This is a genomic window from Corynebacterium sp. S7 (assembly GCF_054401105.1).
On sequence record NZ_CM136760.1, the window covers coordinates 80,717 to 97,473 of the forward strand.

16 protein-coding genes and 1 pseudogene are annotated in these 16,757 nt (G+C 52.5%); 9 read left to right on the top strand and 8 right to left on the bottom strand.

What is annotated here, in order from left to right:
* Window positions 1-507 precede the first annotated feature (507 nt).
* From ACXZ66_RS00425 to ACXZ66_RS00450, 6 genes are all read left to right on the top strand, one after another.
* Entirely contained in the window at window positions 508-1,092 is a 585-nt protein-coding gene (locus ACXZ66_RS00425) for an LGFP repeat-containing protein (protein WP_458749684.1), read from the top strand.
* Between the two features lie 426 nt (window positions 1,093-1,518).
* Window positions 1,519-2,184 carry a hypothetical protein gene (locus ACXZ66_RS00430; RefSeq protein WP_458749685.1) on the top strand — a complete coding sequence of 222 codons (666 nt, stop codon included), beginning with the start codon at window positions 1,519-1,521 and terminating at the stop codon, window positions 2,182-2,184.
* Window positions 2,185-2,299: 115 nt separating this feature from the next.
* Window positions 2,300-2,446, top strand: a complete 147-nt coding sequence (locus ACXZ66_RS00435; protein WP_458749687.1) for a hypothetical protein — start codon at window positions 2,300-2,302, stop codon at window positions 2,444-2,446.
* A gap of 373 nt (window positions 2,447-2,819) precedes the next feature.
* Window positions 2,820-3,347 carry a winged helix-turn-helix domain-containing protein gene (locus ACXZ66_RS00440; protein ID WP_458749688.1) on the top strand — a complete coding sequence of 176 codons (528 nt, stop codon included), beginning with the start codon at window positions 2,820-2,822 and terminating at the stop codon, window positions 3,345-3,347.
* On the top strand, window positions 3,348-4,370 hold the full coding sequence (locus ACXZ66_RS00445; RefSeq protein WP_458749690.1) for a serine hydrolase domain-containing protein: 1,023 nt from the start codon (window positions 3,348-3,350) through the stop codon (window positions 4,368-4,370).
* 2 nt (window positions 4,371-4,372) lie between these two features.
* A complete protein-coding gene (locus ACXZ66_RS00450; RefSeq protein ID WP_458749692.1) occupies window positions 4,373-4,870 on the top strand; it encodes an RDD family protein in 498 nt (165 codons plus the stop codon).
* Window positions 4,871-5,232: 362 nt separating this feature from the next.
* Here the strand turns inward: ACXZ66_RS00450 and ACXZ66_RS00455 are convergent.
* The 3 genes and pseudogenes from ACXZ66_RS00455 to ACXZ66_RS00465 all read right to left on the bottom strand — a co-directional run.
* Window positions 5,233-6,452 (bottom strand): annotated as a pseudogene (locus ACXZ66_RS00455) (IS3 family transposase); the annotation flags it as partial.
* A gap of 346 nt (window positions 6,453-6,798) precedes the next feature.
* A complete protein-coding gene (locus tag ACXZ66_RS00460; RefSeq protein ID WP_458749694.1) occupies window positions 6,799-8,199 on the bottom strand; it encodes an FtsX-like permease family protein in 1,401 nt (466 codons plus the stop codon).
* Entirely contained in the window at window positions 8,196-8,882 is a 687-nt protein-coding gene (locus ACXZ66_RS00465) for an ABC transporter ATP-binding protein (RefSeq protein ID WP_458749696.1), read from the bottom strand. The genes ACXZ66_RS00460 and ACXZ66_RS00465 overlap by 4 nt, the downstream gene beginning before the upstream one ends.
* Window positions 8,883-8,991: 109 nt before the next feature.
* Here ACXZ66_RS00465 and ACXZ66_RS00470 point away from each other — a divergent pair, with 109 nt between their 5' ends.
* Together ACXZ66_RS00470 and ACXZ66_RS00475 are read left to right on the top strand one after the other, a co-directional pair.
* A complete protein-coding gene (locus ACXZ66_RS00470) occupies window positions 8,992-9,714 on the top strand; it encodes a sensor histidine kinase (protein WP_458749697.1) in 723 nt (240 codons plus the stop codon).
* Window positions 9,711-10,370, top strand: a complete 660-nt coding sequence (locus ACXZ66_RS00475) for a response regulator transcription factor (protein ID WP_458749698.1) — start codon at window positions 9,711-9,713, stop codon at window positions 10,368-10,370. The genes ACXZ66_RS00470 and ACXZ66_RS00475 overlap by 4 nt, the downstream gene beginning before the upstream one ends.
* Window positions 10,371-10,725: 355 nt before the next feature.
* Here the strand turns inward: ACXZ66_RS00475 and ACXZ66_RS00480 are convergent, their stop codons facing one another.
* The 5 genes from ACXZ66_RS00480 to ACXZ66_RS00500 form a co-directional block, all read right to left on the bottom strand.
* On the bottom strand, window positions 10,726-11,727 hold the full coding sequence (locus ACXZ66_RS00480) for a S41 family peptidase (RefSeq protein ID WP_458749699.1): 1,002 nt from the start codon (window positions 11,725-11,727) through the stop codon (window positions 10,726-10,728).
* 131 nt (window positions 11,728-11,858) lie between these two features.
* Window positions 11,859-12,371, bottom strand: coding sequence for a hotdog fold domain-containing protein (locus tag ACXZ66_RS00485; protein ID WP_458749701.1), 513 nt, complete (start codon window positions 12,369-12,371; stop codon window positions 11,859-11,861).
* Between the two features lie 88 nt (window positions 12,372-12,459).
* Entirely contained in the window at window positions 12,460-13,293 is an 834-nt protein-coding gene (locus ACXZ66_RS00490) for a fumarylacetoacetate hydrolase family protein (RefSeq protein WP_458749702.1), read from the bottom strand.
* A 5-nt stretch (window positions 13,294-13,298) separates the two neighbouring features.
* Window positions 13,299-14,333: a cupin domain-containing protein gene (locus tag ACXZ66_RS00495; protein WP_458751408.1), complete on the bottom strand. Its 1,035-nt coding sequence runs from the start codon at window positions 14,331-14,333 to the stop codon at window positions 13,299-13,301.
* 227 nt (window positions 14,334-14,560) lie between these two features.
* Window positions 14,561-15,337, bottom strand: a complete 777-nt coding sequence (locus ACXZ66_RS00500; protein ID WP_458749704.1) for an IclR family transcriptional regulator — start codon at window positions 15,335-15,337, stop codon at window positions 14,561-14,563.
* Between the two features lie 67 nt (window positions 15,338-15,404).
* Here ACXZ66_RS00500 and ACXZ66_RS00505 point away from each other — a divergent pair, with 67 nt between their 5' ends.
* Window positions 15,405-16,754: an MFS transporter gene (locus ACXZ66_RS00505; protein WP_458749706.1), complete on the top strand. Its 1,350-nt coding sequence runs from the start codon at window positions 15,405-15,407 to the stop codon at window positions 16,752-16,754.
* The last annotated feature ends 3 nt before the right edge of the window (window positions 16,755-16,757 follow it).

Here is a 16,757-nt window from a genome sequence, read left to right on the forward strand (position 1 = left end):
GTGACCTCCGGTTTTTCTTGTTTTTGAGGTCGGGGTGTTGCCTGGGTGGGTGAGCTGGGATTTGCGCGTGCAAGTTCTTGTTTTGGGTTGTTTGATTGTCCCGCGCTGCGGGCTTCCGTTGCATGAAACTTCGAGCGCGAAGGAACAGAATCGTCACTTGGCATTCAATTGGACAAGTGTGCTTGTACTCAAGTTGATTGGTCTTTTTGTGCTGGTAGGTTCCGCGAACGGTTTATCTGCTCGGTGACTGCAGCGGATAAAAATCCAACTCGTTACACGCAAGGAGTGCGTTGCGCTCGTCGAGGGAGTTTGTGCATACGACCAATCGGGTCAGGTCATCGACGAATATCAGCCACCGATCGTTGGCCCAACAGCAGCTAGAGCCATTACTGGATCCAAACTTGCCATCAGTTGTTTCGCCAATGCATTTGCCGACAAAATATCGGTAGCCTTGGTGTGTGCGTCGGATTACGACATCGTGGTTGGGAATCGGGCTGACATACTCATTTGTTTTGGCGTCAAAATGGAATTAGGTGTTATAGCGTCTTCGGGGGCGGAATGATCTACTGGACACCCTCGGCGGGAGCGCATGCGGTTAGTGGTGGGATACTGGCTTCGTGGTCCGCCCAGGGCTACGAAGCCAGCGGTTACGGGTATCCCGTCGGTGATATGTTTATCAACGATCAGGGAGCTCAGCAGCAACAATTCGAGGGCGGGGTCCTCTATGCGGACCCCAATGTCTTTTGGCAACCTTTCTCATGCTTCAATGCCGTTACTCGAATTGCAGCAGAATACGGAATTCTGGGTGGAGTGCAGTATATGTGCTCAAATCGCGGGATTTCATTTAGTGTTAATGGCATTGACTACTTTGGAATGCCTACGGTAGAAGACGTAGCTAAAAGCTTGCCGGTCGCCAATTTGCAAGCTGCGGGAGGGGCTGCGGATCCCACAGGAGTCGAATGCGATGTGTATGAAGCTGGTCAGATTTGGGGGCCATACCGCTACTCGGATTACAGAGTCGGTAAAGAGATCGAATTTTGTATTGGGGAAACAAAATCAGTATCACCGGTCGCTCCTGTAGAACCCAAATAGTCGCGAGAATTTGCGTGGACCGTTACTAATACGTTGACTCAACGAAGGCATGGAGAAGTGATAACGAGTGTCAGTACCTTGGCTTTACCTAGCTTCACTTTCCAGGTTGATACCCGCCTCAGGGAAGATCTTCGTGCTCGTCCCGATCAGACGGAAGATGATATAACCAGCACGGTTACCCGGCCCGGCCCGAACAATGCAAGCTACTTTCCGTACGATATTCCTGAAGAACCTGGTACATATTTTACGGAGGTAGATGACATTAGCCTTGAGATCCCCGAATGGGGTTACCAAGCTAATTATGGCGGGAATAGGTTTACGATTAGCTGATTTGAATGCCCCCAGTACTCTTATTACGGAAAACTTTGTATTTTCACCAATCCTGTTGACGATTACACATAGGCGTGATTAGTAGAGAGACTGAATATGTATAGTGCATTGTGGGATGACTTCTGCGAAAACCAGGAGCTAACTGAGTTCGAAGAGATTACGGATCTGTGCTCTTCTGGAGTGCTGAAGAGCCTCATGACGCACAACACGTCGACAGAGGTCACTTTCGATTGCATGAAATATCGTGGCGGCACTACTGACGAACATGGACCGTTTACTAACTACACGGCCTACCGTGTGCATTCCTATCCCGCCCAGTCCGAGCACATCTACTTCCGCGACGGTGAAGAAATCGATCACACCGGCCCAGAAGTTCGCAACAATCAACTTATCTACCGTGCCCAATACACGTCCGGCAGTGGGTGGCCAACTGTGCTGCTGTACTACCAGGGATACCCCGAGTTTTGGGGCAGTGGCCTTCAGATGCCACCATGGGCACACTACCCACGTTCGTTTACCCGAGCAGGAAAACCACTGGAGCGCAGCCGTTACATCAGAGTTGTTAGTTACTCTGACGAGGAGATGCTGGAGCATCAAATGTGGAAAGAAGCTGTTATCGATACGGAATTTTCGATGGCAGTCCTCCTAGCCCGCCACTTCGGATCTGACATAGATGGCGTGTGGACCATGCTTCACGTCGACGAGCGTAGTGACCGTCGGAAGCCAGAACACAAGATAATGGACTATCACTGGTCCTTCTAGCATCGATGAATATGACGGAGTCCTAGGGAGGTCGGTGCCTTCTCGTTGTTGCTCGGAAGCTTGGTTTAAGGCTCTGCCAAAGACGTAGTTGGTTGTCACCACTGTCGACTAGAGCATGTGCGGCCATGAGTCGCTTGGTGTCCCAGCCGTCTTTGACGGCGGCGCGGACGAGTTGGGAGCGGTAGACGCGGTGCTCGCTGCCTGCCTCGCGTTGGTTGCCGTGGTGGCGACTGCGAAAGACAGCCCAGTCGATGTTTTCTGAATGCATCTTCATGGGAGGCCTTTCGGTCGATAGTGGAGGTACCTGAGTGAAACAGCGGATTGCTGGACGACACTAATTATGGGTTGCGTCTGAACAAGTCGCTTAGCTTTCAAGGAGAAAATTTAATCAATCCCAATAGACGACGAAATTCATTCACTATAATTTATGTATTTAAGTGATTTTATTGGCAAAAGTAATTTGTGTAATCATATTTTGAAAGTAACAAAGAATTAACCTAATTTGGGGGCAATATATAGGGTGATATTCTTATTATTTAACATTAAGCAGACGTGACCCCCTGTTTGTGCTGATTCAAATATTCATTAATTGTTTCTAGGCTTGAAAAAGTTCAATATTCCGGAATAATAAAACCATGGATGAAAGTATTGAAGGTGAAGCAAAGGGTGTCGAGGGGCCAGATTTTGGGGACACTCCCTTAGAGCAACGAGTGGCAAAATTAGAGCGGACTGTCGCCGAACACTCTGCGCTCTTATCTTCTCGGCAGGTCTATGTAGATGATCTCCATTCCTCAGTGGCGGGGGAAGATGGGGCAGTAAGTTTTACTGGGTTCTGGAATCGGAATGATGACTCTCTTTCTTATTCATGGGTCAGAGATCCTGATGCACTTATCGAGGTGTCTTGGGACGACTCATTTCGGCGACTATCTGCATTAGCCCATCCGCAGCGAGCGGCCTTCTTGAAACAATTGATTAAGGCGCCAGCCACGGTATCGGACCTAAGCGAACTGGGACTGACGTCGTCTACGGGCGCTGCGTATCACCACTTAAATGACCTTGAAGCTGCTGGTTGGATCCGCAAACTTCCGAAAGGGCACTATGAAGTTCCACCTGAGCGAATCATTCCACTGCTGGTTATTGTGGCAGCATCGGAGGGACATTAAATGAAAAATCGGCGGTATGCGGTTTTTGGAATTATCGGAGTTTTACTGTTCGGTTCCGTCTTTGTTACTGCAGTAGTAAGAAAGGATGATACTTGCCGTGAATTACCGTCATCAGGAAATTCACGGATTACTGGGGTATTAGAAAAATACGGGAAAGATGGGCGGTGCCATCGACTATCTGCTTTTAAGGTAGAAGGTGAAATCACTGAGTTCGGCGGAGTTGGTGCTAGCGCCTCTGACGAGTTTGAGGTTGCCTCCCTAACGAAGGTCTTTACTGCTCAATTGCTGGAACTTCAGCTAGACGATGGAAGGATTTCAGCGAATACTACTGTCGGTAGTGTGCTAGGGCCTTCAGTTGCAGGGAATCCAATTGAAGACGTGACCGTTCAGGAATTAGCAGATCATACGAGCGGACTATCTCGAATCGGCAAAATAGGTATGAAACGTAAGCTTGCCGTCTTTTTTGATAAGAATCCGTATGGTGATATCTCAGCTAGCGATGTTATTGATTTGGCAGGGAAAGAAAACCTGAAAAGAAGAGGAGAGACTTCCTACTCTAACTTGGGATATGCCTTGTTAGGCCAGGTCTTAGCACAGAATGCTGGCACAAATTATAGCGATCTTTTGGAGAATGAAATCCTGAAGCCGCTAGATCTCGATGAGACTTACCTTATGAAGGTGGGGTCAGTTTCAGGTGATGCACCGAGGGGGTTTACTGCGGAAGGCCGGGCAGCAGAAGCATGGGAGATGGACGGATTCTTGCCTGCGGCAGGTCTCAGATCAACTGCACATGATATGGCACTTTTTGCACGATTTTTATTAGATCGGGGTGTGCCGGACTTTACATGGCAGAAAGTAGAAAATGAGAACAATGTCTACTGGCATAACGGCGAGTCATTCGGTTTTAGTTCCGTAATGTTCATTGACCAATCCCAAAAAACGGCAGATTTCGTTGCATCGGATACCGCACGATCAGTGACTACTGCAGGGTCTGATTTATTGAAAGTTAGAGTAAGAGACTAAGTATGACGAACGATATGAATTTTGTCGAACAAGACGATTCGACAGAGTATCGCTATGAATTCCCATCGGTGTCCCGTCGCATTTGCGCATCGATAATTGATGTATCTTCTTTCCTTTTTATCGGGCAATTAGTCTCATTTCTATGGGGAGCAAATGTTCTCGAACCCGTTCCGTCATTGGCGGTAACTGTATCCATGTGGGTGCTCAAATCAATTATGGAAACAAGAAGCGGAAAGACCCTGGGGAAGTACATCTGCAAGATTCAACTACTGACCCGTAGACCAAGCAGTCGGAGCAGGTTCCCGGGACTGTCAGATTCACTACTGCGGAATTCATGGCTCTTAATTGAACTTATTCCCATTATTGGCACTGTCCTTTCGCTACTTGTTTCTATTGTTTTGATCATGAGTATGGTTAAAGGCGAAACAACTATCGGGCTGCATGACCGTTTAGCAGAGACAACTATTCGGTTCAATAGCCATGAAAGAAGCAGTAATTAGTGTGATGGTGGGAAATTACTATCTATTTGCTATATGGCTTACATGGAGTTCGGTGACATCATTCTCGGAGAATACACAATTGGATTAAGATTAATTTTCCGCTGTGCAACCTCTACTGAACCGGGCATCGATACGAAACGCACGCTAGCTTAATTTTGATTCAATCGGCGAGTCCGTTAATGAAACACTGCAAAAAGTATTTCCTTTCGCCTCCGGAGAACCTAGGCGATTAGGCGTGAGTAGTTGGCGAATAAGACTTCTTGGCGTTGTCGCTCAGTGGTGAGTTTGCGTGGTGCGCCCATTCCTTTATCGACTTCGCGATCGAGTGTGAACTAGCCCCCGAAAGTTGGACTGGTTTAATTCTAGGTGGTTTGGTGTTCAAGGGTCTGATTCCGATATTGCATCGGGGTCAGGCCCTTAAATCGTGCTTGTAAACGTTCGTTGTTATACCAGGCGATGTAGTCATCGACCGCGCGGTAGAACTGCTCACCATCGGTAAAGAATTCACCGTGATACATCTCAGACTTCAGATGACCAAAGAAGTTCTCGACGATCGCATTGTCATAACAGTTGCCCTTACGCGACATAGATTGCACACCTCCTATTGACACGACGAGACCACGCCAGCTCGAATGCTGATACTGGAAACCCTGATCAGTATGAATAACCACACCCAGAGGTGGGGCATGGCTTTCCACTGCATCGTGTAAAGATTTCGAGGTAAACGCAGTATGCGGTGAACTCGACAATTCGTAAGACAAGATAGAGCGGTCGTACAAGTCCATAATCGGCGATAAATACACTCTGCGGCCAGCTACCCGAAACTCGGTGACATCGCTGACCCACGCCATATTTGGTGCCTCAGGGGTGAAGTTGCGATCAAGAATGTTCTTAAGCGATATGGCTCAGCGTTCCTTTATAGGAGTTGTACTTCTTTTTGCGCCTGACCTTGGACGCAAGCCCCAGCTGGCGCATGAGTTTGTAAACAAGCTTGTGATTGACAATCCAGCCGTTATGGCGCAACGCCAGGAGTACTCGGCGGTAGCCGTAGCGCTTTTTCGATCGGTGAAAGATCTCGGTGATTGCTTCTTTCAACCGTGAGTGTTTATCCGGGTCCCGACGTCGTTTTTGATGATAGAAAAAGGTTGAGCGGGCAAGACCCGCGGCTTTCAAAAGATCATCGAGTCGATGGTCTGACTTGAGAATGACGATTACTTCGGCTCGTAGCCTCGCCTCTGGTTCCTCAAGTCCCGCAATTTTTTTAGATACGCGTTTTCCGCACGCAACCGTTCGAGCTCTCGGCGTAGTCTGTCTTCCTCCGTCGCAGGCGTGGCTGGACTAGTACCTTTCGGCCGGCTGTTGGCCTTTGGTTCAAGCCCTGCAAGTCCGTCTTTGCGCCACGCACGAACCCACCCTGAAACGAGTTGGTCAGAGGATAAGCCGAATTCGGCGGTCAGTTCCATCTTGGATTCACCAGCGTTGAAACGCTCGACGACTTCCTTTTTCACCTCGAAGGGGTACTGCTGTTTAGTTGGTTTCTCCACAAGGCACAGCCTGCCATGAAGTTTGAATCGACGCTCCAGTCTTCGAGCAGCATCACGACCGAGACCGCATTGCTTTGCTGCTGCCCGGCTTCCGACTCCTTGTTCAAACAACAAAACAAGTTGCTCACGTTGATACTCACTTAAAGAACTACGTGCTCTCATAAAACTACTCCCCACTAGTTGATGTCTGATTTCTCAGTCCAACTAATGGGGAGCAGTTCAATATTGGGGCCACTCTTTTTTGATTCTGGCGTTTTGGGCCGGTGATATCACACTATATCGTTCCTATTCCCGGTTGTGCGGAACGATGTCGTGCAACCTTTCACACCCTCGGGCTACTTTTTGGTCAAAGTTTTGCCAGCCTCTGATCTCTAAGATGCTGGCCTAGTCATTCTTCCGCGACACTTGAGCCAAAAGCTGTGAGCGCAGGGGCTGGGTGGCAAATACCGCGGCTGCAGCAGCGATCCACCCGCAGGCGAGCATTCCGAAGGCCGCGATTATGCGGCCGGCAAGATTAACTTCGGCAACCATGCCCAGGATGGCCAGCCCCAGTAGGCCTCCGAGAGCGAATCCGGCAAGCGAGATGATGATCATCGGTGCCAACACTTCCAGCACCGCCACACGAACGTGGAAGTGTTTATTCACGCCCACATGGTGGAGTGCACGTGTAAGCTCGGCGTCTTCATACACTGAACTGGTCTGTCCGAGAAAGACTGACATAGCAGTCAAAGTAAAGCCGAAGACCAGGGCAATGATGGAGCCGGTGGAGATGTCTTGCCAGAGAATGCTTGCTTGCCTATCCGTTGACAACTCCAGGCTGAAGCCATCATTGAGCAGCGGTGAGGTGACTAAGAACCCTGCGATGATTCCGAAAAATGCCATGACGCCGCTGCGTCGCCACGCTAGACGCCCATTTGCCACCACACGCTGAGTGGCTACGTAGTGGCTTGAGCCGGGTAGTAAGGAGGCAATGCGTGACAACGTTTGGAGCAGGAACGGCATGATCAGATTCAGCATAGCGATAGCAAGTAGCAGAGGGACCAGGACAGCAAGTGCTGCTTGGGTGGAGGAAAACAGGTTGATCTGAACCATGACCAGCATTGCCCCGGCCATGATCAGTAGACCGGCGACAAAGCGTCCCGCCTTCAAGGTTGCTGGTACATCCTTTTTCGCCACACCGAGGGGAGAGACACGTACACGCTGCATACTCCATGCAGAGGAAACCACTACCAGGATTATGAGGATGAGTGCGACAAGCAGATATGCCCACCACGGCAGTAGCATTTCACGGGGACGGATGTATTCGCCTTGGAAGGTAAAAGCAGGTGCGAAGGGCAGGCAGGCCAAACTCAAGACGAAGCCGAACACGATACCAATCATCGCTTGAATACCGGATTCATACACGGTCATGCGCGTGATCTGGCGGGCAGAAAGCCCAAGAAGGCGCAGCGCGGCTAACCGGTTTTCCCTGCCGGACACACCTAAAACGGCAGCTTGGGAGGCCAAACTGATAACACCCGGGATAAGCAGGGCACCGGCAAGCACCGCCAGGATTAACCAATTATCCAGGAAGTTGAAGCTATCCGAGACCGAAGACAGCTCTACCAATAAGCCGAACGGTTCTTGGGAGCGCTGATAGAACATCCACGTTCCACCGGCAAGCAGGAAAGCTGCAAATGACGTCACAGTCATGGCGATAACGGCCACAATACTGACTACTGCGCTGCCAGTACGTGCTTGCCTGCTTCCGCGAGAGAGCGTCGAAACCAATACGGCAGTATTCATCGGACACCTCGCAGCAGGCGATCATCGTGCACAATTCCATCACGGATTTCCACGCGGCGGTCCAACCAATTAGCCACGTTAGAGTCGTGTGTGACTACGACCAAGGTGGAGTCAGCTTGTTTGACCAAGGTAGTTAGCATTTGCATAACCTCTTGGCCGGTAGTTTGGTCGAGCGCGCCGGTGGGTTCGTCGGCGAAGATGATGCCAGGTTCAGTAACCAGGGCACGCGCAATAGCTACGCGCTGTGCTTGACCACCGGAAAGTTTGCCTGGGCGGCGTTTGGTGAAATCTTCCAATCCCAATTGTCGCAGTAGGTTGAATGCGCGCTGGTGAGCCTCGTAGCGTGGCACACCAGTGAGCATGGCGGGAAGAGCCACATTATCCAGGGCAGTCAGCTCCGGCAACAACTGCCCATCTTGGAAGACAAATCCGAAGTGGTTGAGGCGAAGTGAGGAGCGGGAATCGTCGTTAAGCGAGCTCAAGCACGTCTCACCATAGTGAACCTCTCCATGTGTGGGCACCAATACCCCTGACATACAGTGCAAAAGCGTCGACTTACCGGAACCAGATGGTCCCATGACAGCAACAGTTTCGCCTGGATTAATGGACAGTGTGATACCGGATAGGACAGTGTTGTCACCAAAATTCTTGGTGACATCCTCTAGTTGAAGTGAATTACTCATGCTTCCTATTTCACTGTCGATGGTGCGAAAACAACATGGTCCCAGCACTGAACTTGAAGGTAGTGCTGGCGCTACCCCTGACTAATGCCGATATGTTTATTATGGAGCCATGTTTCGTCGCGCCACCCGCCCGGCGCGCCGGGCCACGCAAAAAAGCCACGAGCAGCTGCAAGCGGAAGAGATTGCTGAGCTGACTAAATCACGCCGTGCCGTGGCGGATGCCTACGAGATTGAAAGGCAACGCATCGAGCGGGACCTTCACGACGGTACGCAACAATATCTCGTGGCGGCGGCGATGAAGATCGGTGAAGCACAGTTAGAAGCCACAGGTCAGGTGCAAGCACTCTTGCAAGAAGCTATGCAGGACCTTCACCATGGTCTTGATGCTTTGCGCGCCACTGTGCACGGCATTAGCCCTCAGGTGCTGTACGAACGCGGGCTCATCGCTGCCATCGATGATATTGCTGCGATCTATGGTCCGCACGTAGAGGTACGCTGCCCACATCCTTTGCCCACCCTCTCGCCATCGGTGCTGGCTGCAGCATATTTCTTCGTTACCGAAGCGCTGACCAATGCCGCCAAGTACGCGCCGAATGCACCCGTCAGCGTTCTGGTGATGGCGGACGCGCACTTAAGTATTTCCGTTGTCGATGCGGGGCCGGGTGGTGCAGTGCTTATCGACGAGCGCGGCCTGGCAGGGATGCAGGATCGCCTGGCGGCTTTCGGCGGTCGGTTGACCTTGTCAAGTCCTCCTGGAGGGCCAACCAGGGTAAATGCGAGTATTCCTTTGTTGTTGGACCGGGGTAACACCGGATTAGGAGAGCATGTATGAAAATTGTGGTGGCAGATGATTCCGCATTGTTGCGGGAGGGTTTAGCAGGATTGTTGGAGCGCCAAGGCCATGAGGTCAGTGCACAGGTTGGCACCGCTACGGAGTTAGTCGAGCTGATTCAAGCCGAAGAGCTGCCCGACGTGTTGATTACCGACGTGCGCATGCCCCCAAACATGTCCGACGATGGGCTCAAAGCAGCACTAGTTATCCGGGAGGAGTTCCCGGAACTTCCCGTCCTCGTTTTAAGCCAGTATGTGGCACCGGTGTATGCAGTGGAACTTTTTCATTCGGCTTCTGCCGGCACGGGGTACTTACTGAAAGATCGTGTATCCCAGGTGGCAGACTTCCTGCAAAGCTTAGAGCTGGTAGCCAGCGGCGGCACTGTGATCGACCCTTCAGTGGCCAATGCGCTGATGCGGGCGGGACGCGGTGGTATCTCGCAGCTCACCCCGCGAGAAACAGAAGTTCTTGAGCTGATGTCCCGTGGAAAGTCCAACCGGGAAATATCTGATGAGCTCGTGGTTTCATCGGCGGCCGTGGCTAAACACGTCTCAAATATCTTCCTCAAGCTTGGTTTGGATCCTGCCGAAGAAAACCGGCGAGTAAAAGCAATCTTGGAGTATCTTTCTTCTGGGTATCCCGCGGGTGATGATTAATGACCGCTAGTTTTATTTGAACCTTCAAATAGGTGCACTTCGCAAGATATTACCATTATTTGACCTGGGCTTTTGGTTTTCGCAGTGCGTTAGGTCCGCGGAAGGTGTCGTCGTGAAGCGAAAAACCGGACCTAACGCACTGCGAAATATAAAACCGCAGGTCGCTGTGAGGGAAGTCGTGCGAAGTGCACCTCGTGGGGCGGGACCAAGGAAATTAGGGGTCGTAAAGTCTAGTCTTCCAAGACGTTGAATTCGGGGGCCAGGGTCGATCGTCCCGTCGTAGCCAGAAGCAGATGTAACGTTGATCCGGCGAGGCAATGCGAGTGTCCATGTCTCGAGGTATACGCGTGGACCATTAAGCCCCGCATCCGTACTCAGCTTGCAGCCACTCCCGCGCTGCAGCTTCCGGGTCCTCGGTGACCTCGTCCGGCGCGACAGGATCGTCCCCGTGGGTTTGCCCGGTGCGGTCACGATCGTAGGAAGTTGTGAGCAGCACCTGGGCGCCATCGGGCATCTCGAACGCAATATTCGCGGAGGCATAACCAGCAGTGGGTTGCCCGAAGCTGCGGGAATACTCTAGGCCGCGGAAGGCAAGCATGGTGGCTTCGCCTGAGCTTGCAGTTCGCTTATCGACGAGCACCGCCACGGGCAGGTTGTACTTTCCGTAATTATTTACGGTCACTGGGCTGCCACCGCCTTTGACGGAATTGCCTTCGATGGTTACAGGCGTGGAGTAATTTGGAGTGGCGAACTCGAGGGCGGTTCCGTCTGGGAGCAGGCTAGTGAGGCCTCCGACCATGGGGCCCATATCTCCGCCGGTGTTTCCTCGCAGGTCAACAACTACGCCGCAGATCCCGGAGTCGACGGCATCGTTGAGCCCGGCTGCGAGTGTGTCGGCGTAGGCCTGTTGTTGCCCACTGAATCCGTCGAAGGCGGGAACTGTAGCTGTGGCAATAGTGCCGTTGTGAAGCACTTCTGGGCTCTGAGCAGGATTTTCCTTGTTGTACTCCTCGACTTCTGTAGGCGTGATCAAGTTGGAGTGTTTTCCGCCGGCGGCTTTCAGGGCCTCTTTGAGCGGGGTGTAGATCTCGTCGAGAGTGTTCGCGGTGCGGGCGGCTTCCACGGCCCGGTCGCGAGCTTGGGAGTATTCGGCGGAATTGGCGTAATAACCCTGGTTGTCGGCCACGGTGAGAATGGAGCTTGCGTATCGCTCGGGCGTGACGTGCCCCATGAAGAATGGTCGGCCAAACATGGCGCCCACCGTGGGCCCAAGGAAATAGGCTGCCACCGCAACAATTACTGCCAGGACGGCGAGGCTGGTTGTGCAGCCGATGCCGATCTTCCTCTTCGTATTCATAATTGCTTACGATAGCGAAGGGACTTCGCGAAGTCTGGGTATAAAACCGGACCTAACGCACTGCGAAATTTAAAACCGCAGGTCGCTGTAGAAGAAGTCTTGCGAAGTGCACCTATTTGAAGATTCAAGCACTACTTCTTTGCCGAAACCCACACATCGATCTCTGCGACCACGGGTTTCTCGCCGGCATCGTCGATGCAGTCGATATAGACGGTGACGAGTTGGCCGCCGGTCTCGCGGGTAATCGTCGAAAAGTCCGGGAAGTCTGCCGTTGCTTTGACGGTCAAGCTGCCTGTGGACTTGGCGGGGTAATCGGCGCGCATGCCACGCGGAATCCAGCGGTGGGTATCGGGCACCGAGCACTCGCAGAGCAAGCCCATTGCGGATTCCGCGCCGTTGAGTGCGGCGATGACGTGGAAGGTGCCGATGTGGTTTTGTACTCCCCACCATTTGCCCAGGCGCACGGTGGCGAAACCTCGGCCGGCATCTTGGACTCGGGGCAATACAGTGCGGAAATATGGTGCCTTGAGGGCGTAGAGCGTGGAGAAGATGCCGCGCTTTAGGGCGGTATCGCTGTACTTTTTCCAGAGCCTAGCCGTTGGGCCCGGGCGGAAAGTGGAGGTGGTTTCTGTGATGCTCGTCATAGAAACTCAGTGTAGGGGTACGATTGGCCATTCGTAAAGGGGTATGGAAGCGAAAGATATCGCGACCATACCCATAATTTTCGAGGATCTACTTTTCGTAGATTGTCTTATTTGAAACCGAGCCTAATCCCTCGATGGTGACGGTGACTGTCTCGCCATCCTGGACGAAGATGCCTGGTTTATGGGCGTTGCCTACACCGCCCGGAGTTCCGGTAGCAATGACATCGCCGGGATCCAATGGGTAAATGTGGGAAATGAATTCAATCAAGTCTTCTGGCCCGAATACTAAATCGTCTGTTGGGCTCGACTGCATCTTTTTATCTTCGAGGTAGGTAGATAGTTCGCTGCCTAGCTCATAGGAATCGGAAGTTGTCATCCACGGGCCAAAACCTGAAGATTTTTCAAGTGATTTACCTTGATGCCATTGAAGGGTGCGGTGCTGGAAGTCCCTCAGGGTGTAATCATTCATCACCGCATAGCCGGCGATATAGTCGCCTGCATCGTCGGCTTTCACTCGACGCGCGCGCTTTCCAATAATGACACACAATTCACCTTCCCAGTCGATTTTCGAAGTTGCCCATTCGGGAACAACGACATCGTCGTACGGTCCGACGAGAGCGTCTGGAAACTTAACGAAAAGGGTGGGAACTACGGGTTGATCGCGACCCATCTCCTTGATGTGGGTCGCATAGTTCAGGCCCACGCAGACAATCTTTTTTGGAGCAGGGATGACAGCATCTAGGTCTTCCTTCTTGAAGGAAACAGGTGTTCCCGATGCAGCTTCAGCGATCTCGCGCCAGTTGTCGTTTTGCAGTAGGTCCCCGACGTTGTCATACCCGTCGATTTTGGTCGCGGTCGTTTCGTCGTCTTCTACTCGGGCGGCGAAAGTGCCCTGGTTCGAGCGAATAGTTGCAAGGCGCATGGTTATTAGATTCCTTCTGGGGTGTAGGTGCGGTTCAGGTTGAGAGCTTCGAAAATTGGGTGATCGGAGAAGCAGAACAGGTCCACACCTTCGTCACCTGCGCCGATGGACCACTTCTTCCATGATGGGATATTGACGATGTCGCCGTGTTGCACGTCGAAGACCTTATCGCCGACGTTAATCGTCGCGGAGCCCTCAAACACTTGAAATACGCGGTTGCCAACCTCGTGGATCGGTGTAGTTTCTGCTCCCGGGCGGAGACGATGGAATTCTGCACGGAAGGTGGACATGACATCCCCACCGGTAGTTGGATTGCTGAAGCGGATCGCCGCATGTCCCGGTGAGACAACGCCGGGGAACCCAGCGTCTTCCAGGGCGAGCTGATCTGCCAGCGCTGCGTCGGTGTGCTCCCACGCATAGCGGCCAATTGGAGAGTTCGTTCTCTCGCCTGGGTAGGCCACTGGGCGAATGCCCGGATGCGCCCACAGCTTCTCCGACCTAGAGCGGTCGGGTGTGGAGTCGTCGGTAAGTGTCTCCGATCCGTACTCGAAGAAGCCGGTGTCCATCTGGTAAGCGAAAGGAATGTCCAAGCCATCGAGCCATGCCATGGGCTCCGTGGCGATATTGTGGTGGCCATGGAAAGCCCAACCCGGAGTCAGAAGGAAGTCTCCGCGACGCATTGGAACGGCGTCGCCGTTAACCACAGTCCACACACCTTCGCCCTCAATGACGAAACGAAAAGCATTCTGAGAGTGCCTGTGCTCTGGAGCATTTTCGCCGGGAGCTAGGTACTGAATCGCGGCCCAGAATGTAGGCGTAATAAAAGTATTTCCACCCAAACCCGGATTGGCCAGACCAATAGCGCGACGTTCTCCACCGCGACCTACGGGGACCAACTCTCCTGATCGCGCAGCGAGCTTGTACAGCTTTTCCCATTCCCATTTGTGGGCCACTGCCTGTGGATCCGGGTAATCCGGCATAATGCCACCGAACTGGTTCCACAGTGGCTTCATGTACATGTCTTCCATGTCCTTGTACATGGCTTGAAGTTCTTTTTCCTCCTCTGGGGTAGGAGGTGGAACTTCGGCATTTTCTTGAGTGGTCTGAGTTTCTTGGTCAACTGAACTTGTCACTGGAAAGCTCCTTTCTGAGTGCTGCGGGGGATCACAGCGCTTGACAATGTGACATTGACCATAGAAGTCCCAGAAGGTGCGCTCAACGAGATTCTTGTATATGGAATTTCGAGTTTTGGGGCACGCGGAGGGTTTTAGCGGTCAGATACGGGTGGTCTGAAAGATTGCAGCCGTCGGTTGAGATCGCGTGAGTGCTTCATAAGAGATTCTGTACATTCCAGTCGAACTGAGCGGAACCGCGAGGTCGGAATGGCCACCGTCAGCGCTCCTAAAGTGTCACCCAGATCGTTGCTCAAACACGCCCCAATCGCAGAAACATCATGTTCGAAAAGGCCATTATTGATGGCGTATCCGCGTGCCCTTACGCGGCGAAGAGTTCGTCGCAGTTCGGTGAATACGTCTTCTTCCAGGGAGGGGTAAAGTGCACGTAGATCACCCTGAGAGAGCTCGGAGAGCATTGCCAGACCACCCGAATTTTGCTCGGCCGGCATCGAATGCCCTTGTCGGTACCCAACCCGCAATGGTTTTCTACCTTCAACTGTGTACAGAAAGTGGATCTTGTTGCCCATAGAGACCAGTAAATTGACGGACTCCGACGTTTCTGCCGAGATGGCTTCCATGTGGCTTCGGCATGCGGCAATCAACTCAGCGCCGGCGCCTGGTTCAAGGTTCGAGTTCGACAGCGAGGGGCCTGGCAGGTAGGCGCGGGATTCGTTTCGGGTGGCAAACCCCCTGTAGGCCAGCATTGCAAGTGAGCGATGTGCGGTTGATTCGGCGATTCCGAGCTGTCTAGAAACCCCAGAAACAGTCAAGGAACCTCTCTCTCGCAGCATCAGAATCAAGAGCAAAGCTAGATCTACGGATTGCAGGTAGTGATTCGGCAACGGTCCGTGGGTTGGGCCATGGAGCATTTCAACATCTCTTTCTTCTATGTGGAAAGTTATTGATTGTAATCTACATCACTATGAAGCTGTGCCTATGACCCACACATCAGAAACTGGAATCAAGCGCGATTCCGTCTCAGAAATCAAACCTGACAGATTCGATAGCGGCACATCAAGAATTCGAATTCTCGGAATCGGTGGCCGACGCCTAGCAGCAGTACTACTTGGTTGGTTCTTCGTAGTCTTCGATGGCTACGACCTCATCGTCTATGGCACCGTCCAAGGCAAAATAATGGAGGAATGGAACCTATCCGCCGGAATTGCCGGAACGATCGGTTCAACAGCCTTCCTTGGGATGGTGGTCGGAGCAGTTTCAATCGGACGCATCTCCGATCGAGTTGGCCGCAAAGCGGCGATCATTAGCTCAGTGCTAGTGCTATCGGTGTTCACTCTCTTGTGTGCCTTCGCCCCAAATCCTTGGGTATTCGGCTTTATGCGTTTCTTCGCCGGAATCGGGCTTGGCGGTCTGGTCCCTGCCGTCAACGCAATGGTGTCGGACCTCGTTCCGCGAAAATCTATGTCGAAGTGGTCCACCGTCATGATGTCGGGTGTGCCCATCGGTGGTTCCATCGCCGCTGTCCTAGCTCAGTTTGTTGTCCCATCTCATGATGAGTGGGGCTGGCGCATGATGTTCTTGTTTGCATTGATACCCATTGTTTTTGGTCTCCCACTTGCAATGAAGGTGATCCCCTCAGACAGTGAGCTCGCTGCGGATCGAGCCGATCGATTCGAGATCGTTGACGAAGCCACGATGCCATCGAAGAAGGGATTCAAGGATCTGCTGGGCTCGCGCTACCGCACCGTGAGCATCTGGTTTGCGGTTGCTACTTTCTTTACCCTTCTTGCCTGGTACGGCCTTGCGACCTGGTTGCCGAAGCTGATGCAGGAAGACGGCTACGACCTCGGAGCAGCCCTGAACCTTACTCTCGCTCTGAACCTTGGCGCGGTTATTGGCTCAATCATTACCGCCTGGGCTGGAGATCGCTTCGGCCCATTCAGGTCGGGTGCCGTGGCTGCAGGTGTTGCAGGTCTTGCACTCCTCGTCCTCGTGGGCAATCCAGAGGTGACAGTAGTTTATGTCGTACTCATCCTTGCAGGTATCGGTACTCACGGCACGCAGAATTTGATCATCGCCGCGATTGCAACCTATTACCCTCATGATCTTCGAGGGACCGCGCTCGGCTGGGCTCTCGGTGTGGGGCGCTTCGGAGCGGTCTTGGCCCCACAATTGGCCGGCCTGCTTCTTGGTTGGGGCTTCGGCGTTGATTCCAACTACATCTTGTTTGCCTGTTCAGCTCTGCTCTCTGCCACGTCGTTGGTGATTCTCCAGGGGCTAAGCAGCCGAAACACGGCCCCCGGCGTGACTACAAAATCCGCAGCCTAATCA

Bases quoted from the DNA above. Each gene is read 5' to 3' on its own strand.
- ACXZ66_RS00485 (WP_458749701.1), bottom strand. From the start codon at position 12,371: ATGACGAGCATCACAGAAACCACCTCCACTTTCCGCCCGGGCCCAACG.
- ACXZ66_RS00495 (WP_458751408.1), bottom strand. From the start codon at position 14,333: ATGTACAAGGACATGGAAGACATGTACATGAAGCCACTGTGGAACCAG.
- ACXZ66_RS00480 (WP_458749699.1), bottom strand. From the start codon at position 11,727: ATGAATACGAAGAGGAAGATCGGCATCGGCTGCACAACCAGCCTCGCC.
- ACXZ66_RS00500 (WP_458749704.1), bottom strand. From the start codon at position 15,337: ATGCTCCATGGCCCAACCCACGGACCGTTGCCGAATCACTACCTGCAA.
- ACXZ66_RS00460 (WP_458749694.1), bottom strand. From the start codon at position 8,199: ATGAATACTGCCGTATTGGTTTCGACGCTCTCTCGCGGAAGCAGGCAA.
- ACXZ66_RS00475 (WP_458749698.1), top strand. From the start codon at position 9,711: ATGAAAATTGTGGTGGCAGATGATTCCGCATTGTTGCGGGAGGGTTTA.
- ACXZ66_RS00490 (WP_458749702.1), bottom strand. From the start codon at position 13,293: ATGCGCCTTGCAACTATTCGCTCGAACCAGGGCACTTTCGCCGCCCGA.
- ACXZ66_RS00470 (WP_458749697.1), top strand. From the start codon at position 8,992: ATGTTTCGTCGCGCCACCCGCCCGGCGCGCCGGGCCACGCAAAAAAGC.
- ACXZ66_RS00505 (WP_458749706.1), top strand. From the start codon at position 15,405: ATGACCCACACATCAGAAACTGGAATCAAGCGCGATTCCGTCTCAGAA.
- ACXZ66_RS00465 (WP_458749696.1), bottom strand. From the start codon at position 8,882: ATGAGTAATTCACTTCAACTAGAGGATGTCACCAAGAATTTTGGTGAC.
- ACXZ66_RS00435 (WP_458749687.1), top strand. From the start codon at position 2,300: ATGTGCGGCCATGAGTCGCTTGGTGTCCCAGCCGTCTTTGACGGCGGC.
- ACXZ66_RS00440 (WP_458749688.1), top strand. From the start codon at position 2,820: ATGGATGAAAGTATTGAAGGTGAAGCAAAGGGTGTCGAGGGGCCAGAT.
- ACXZ66_RS00430 (WP_458749685.1), top strand. From the start codon at position 1,519: ATGTATAGTGCATTGTGGGATGACTTCTGCGAAAACCAGGAGCTAACT.
- ACXZ66_RS00450 (WP_458749692.1), top strand. From the start codon at position 4,373: ATGACGAACGATATGAATTTTGTCGAACAAGACGATTCGACAGAGTAT.
- ACXZ66_RS00445 (WP_458749690.1), top strand. From the start codon at position 3,348: ATGAAAAATCGGCGGTATGCGGTTTTTGGAATTATCGGAGTTTTACTG.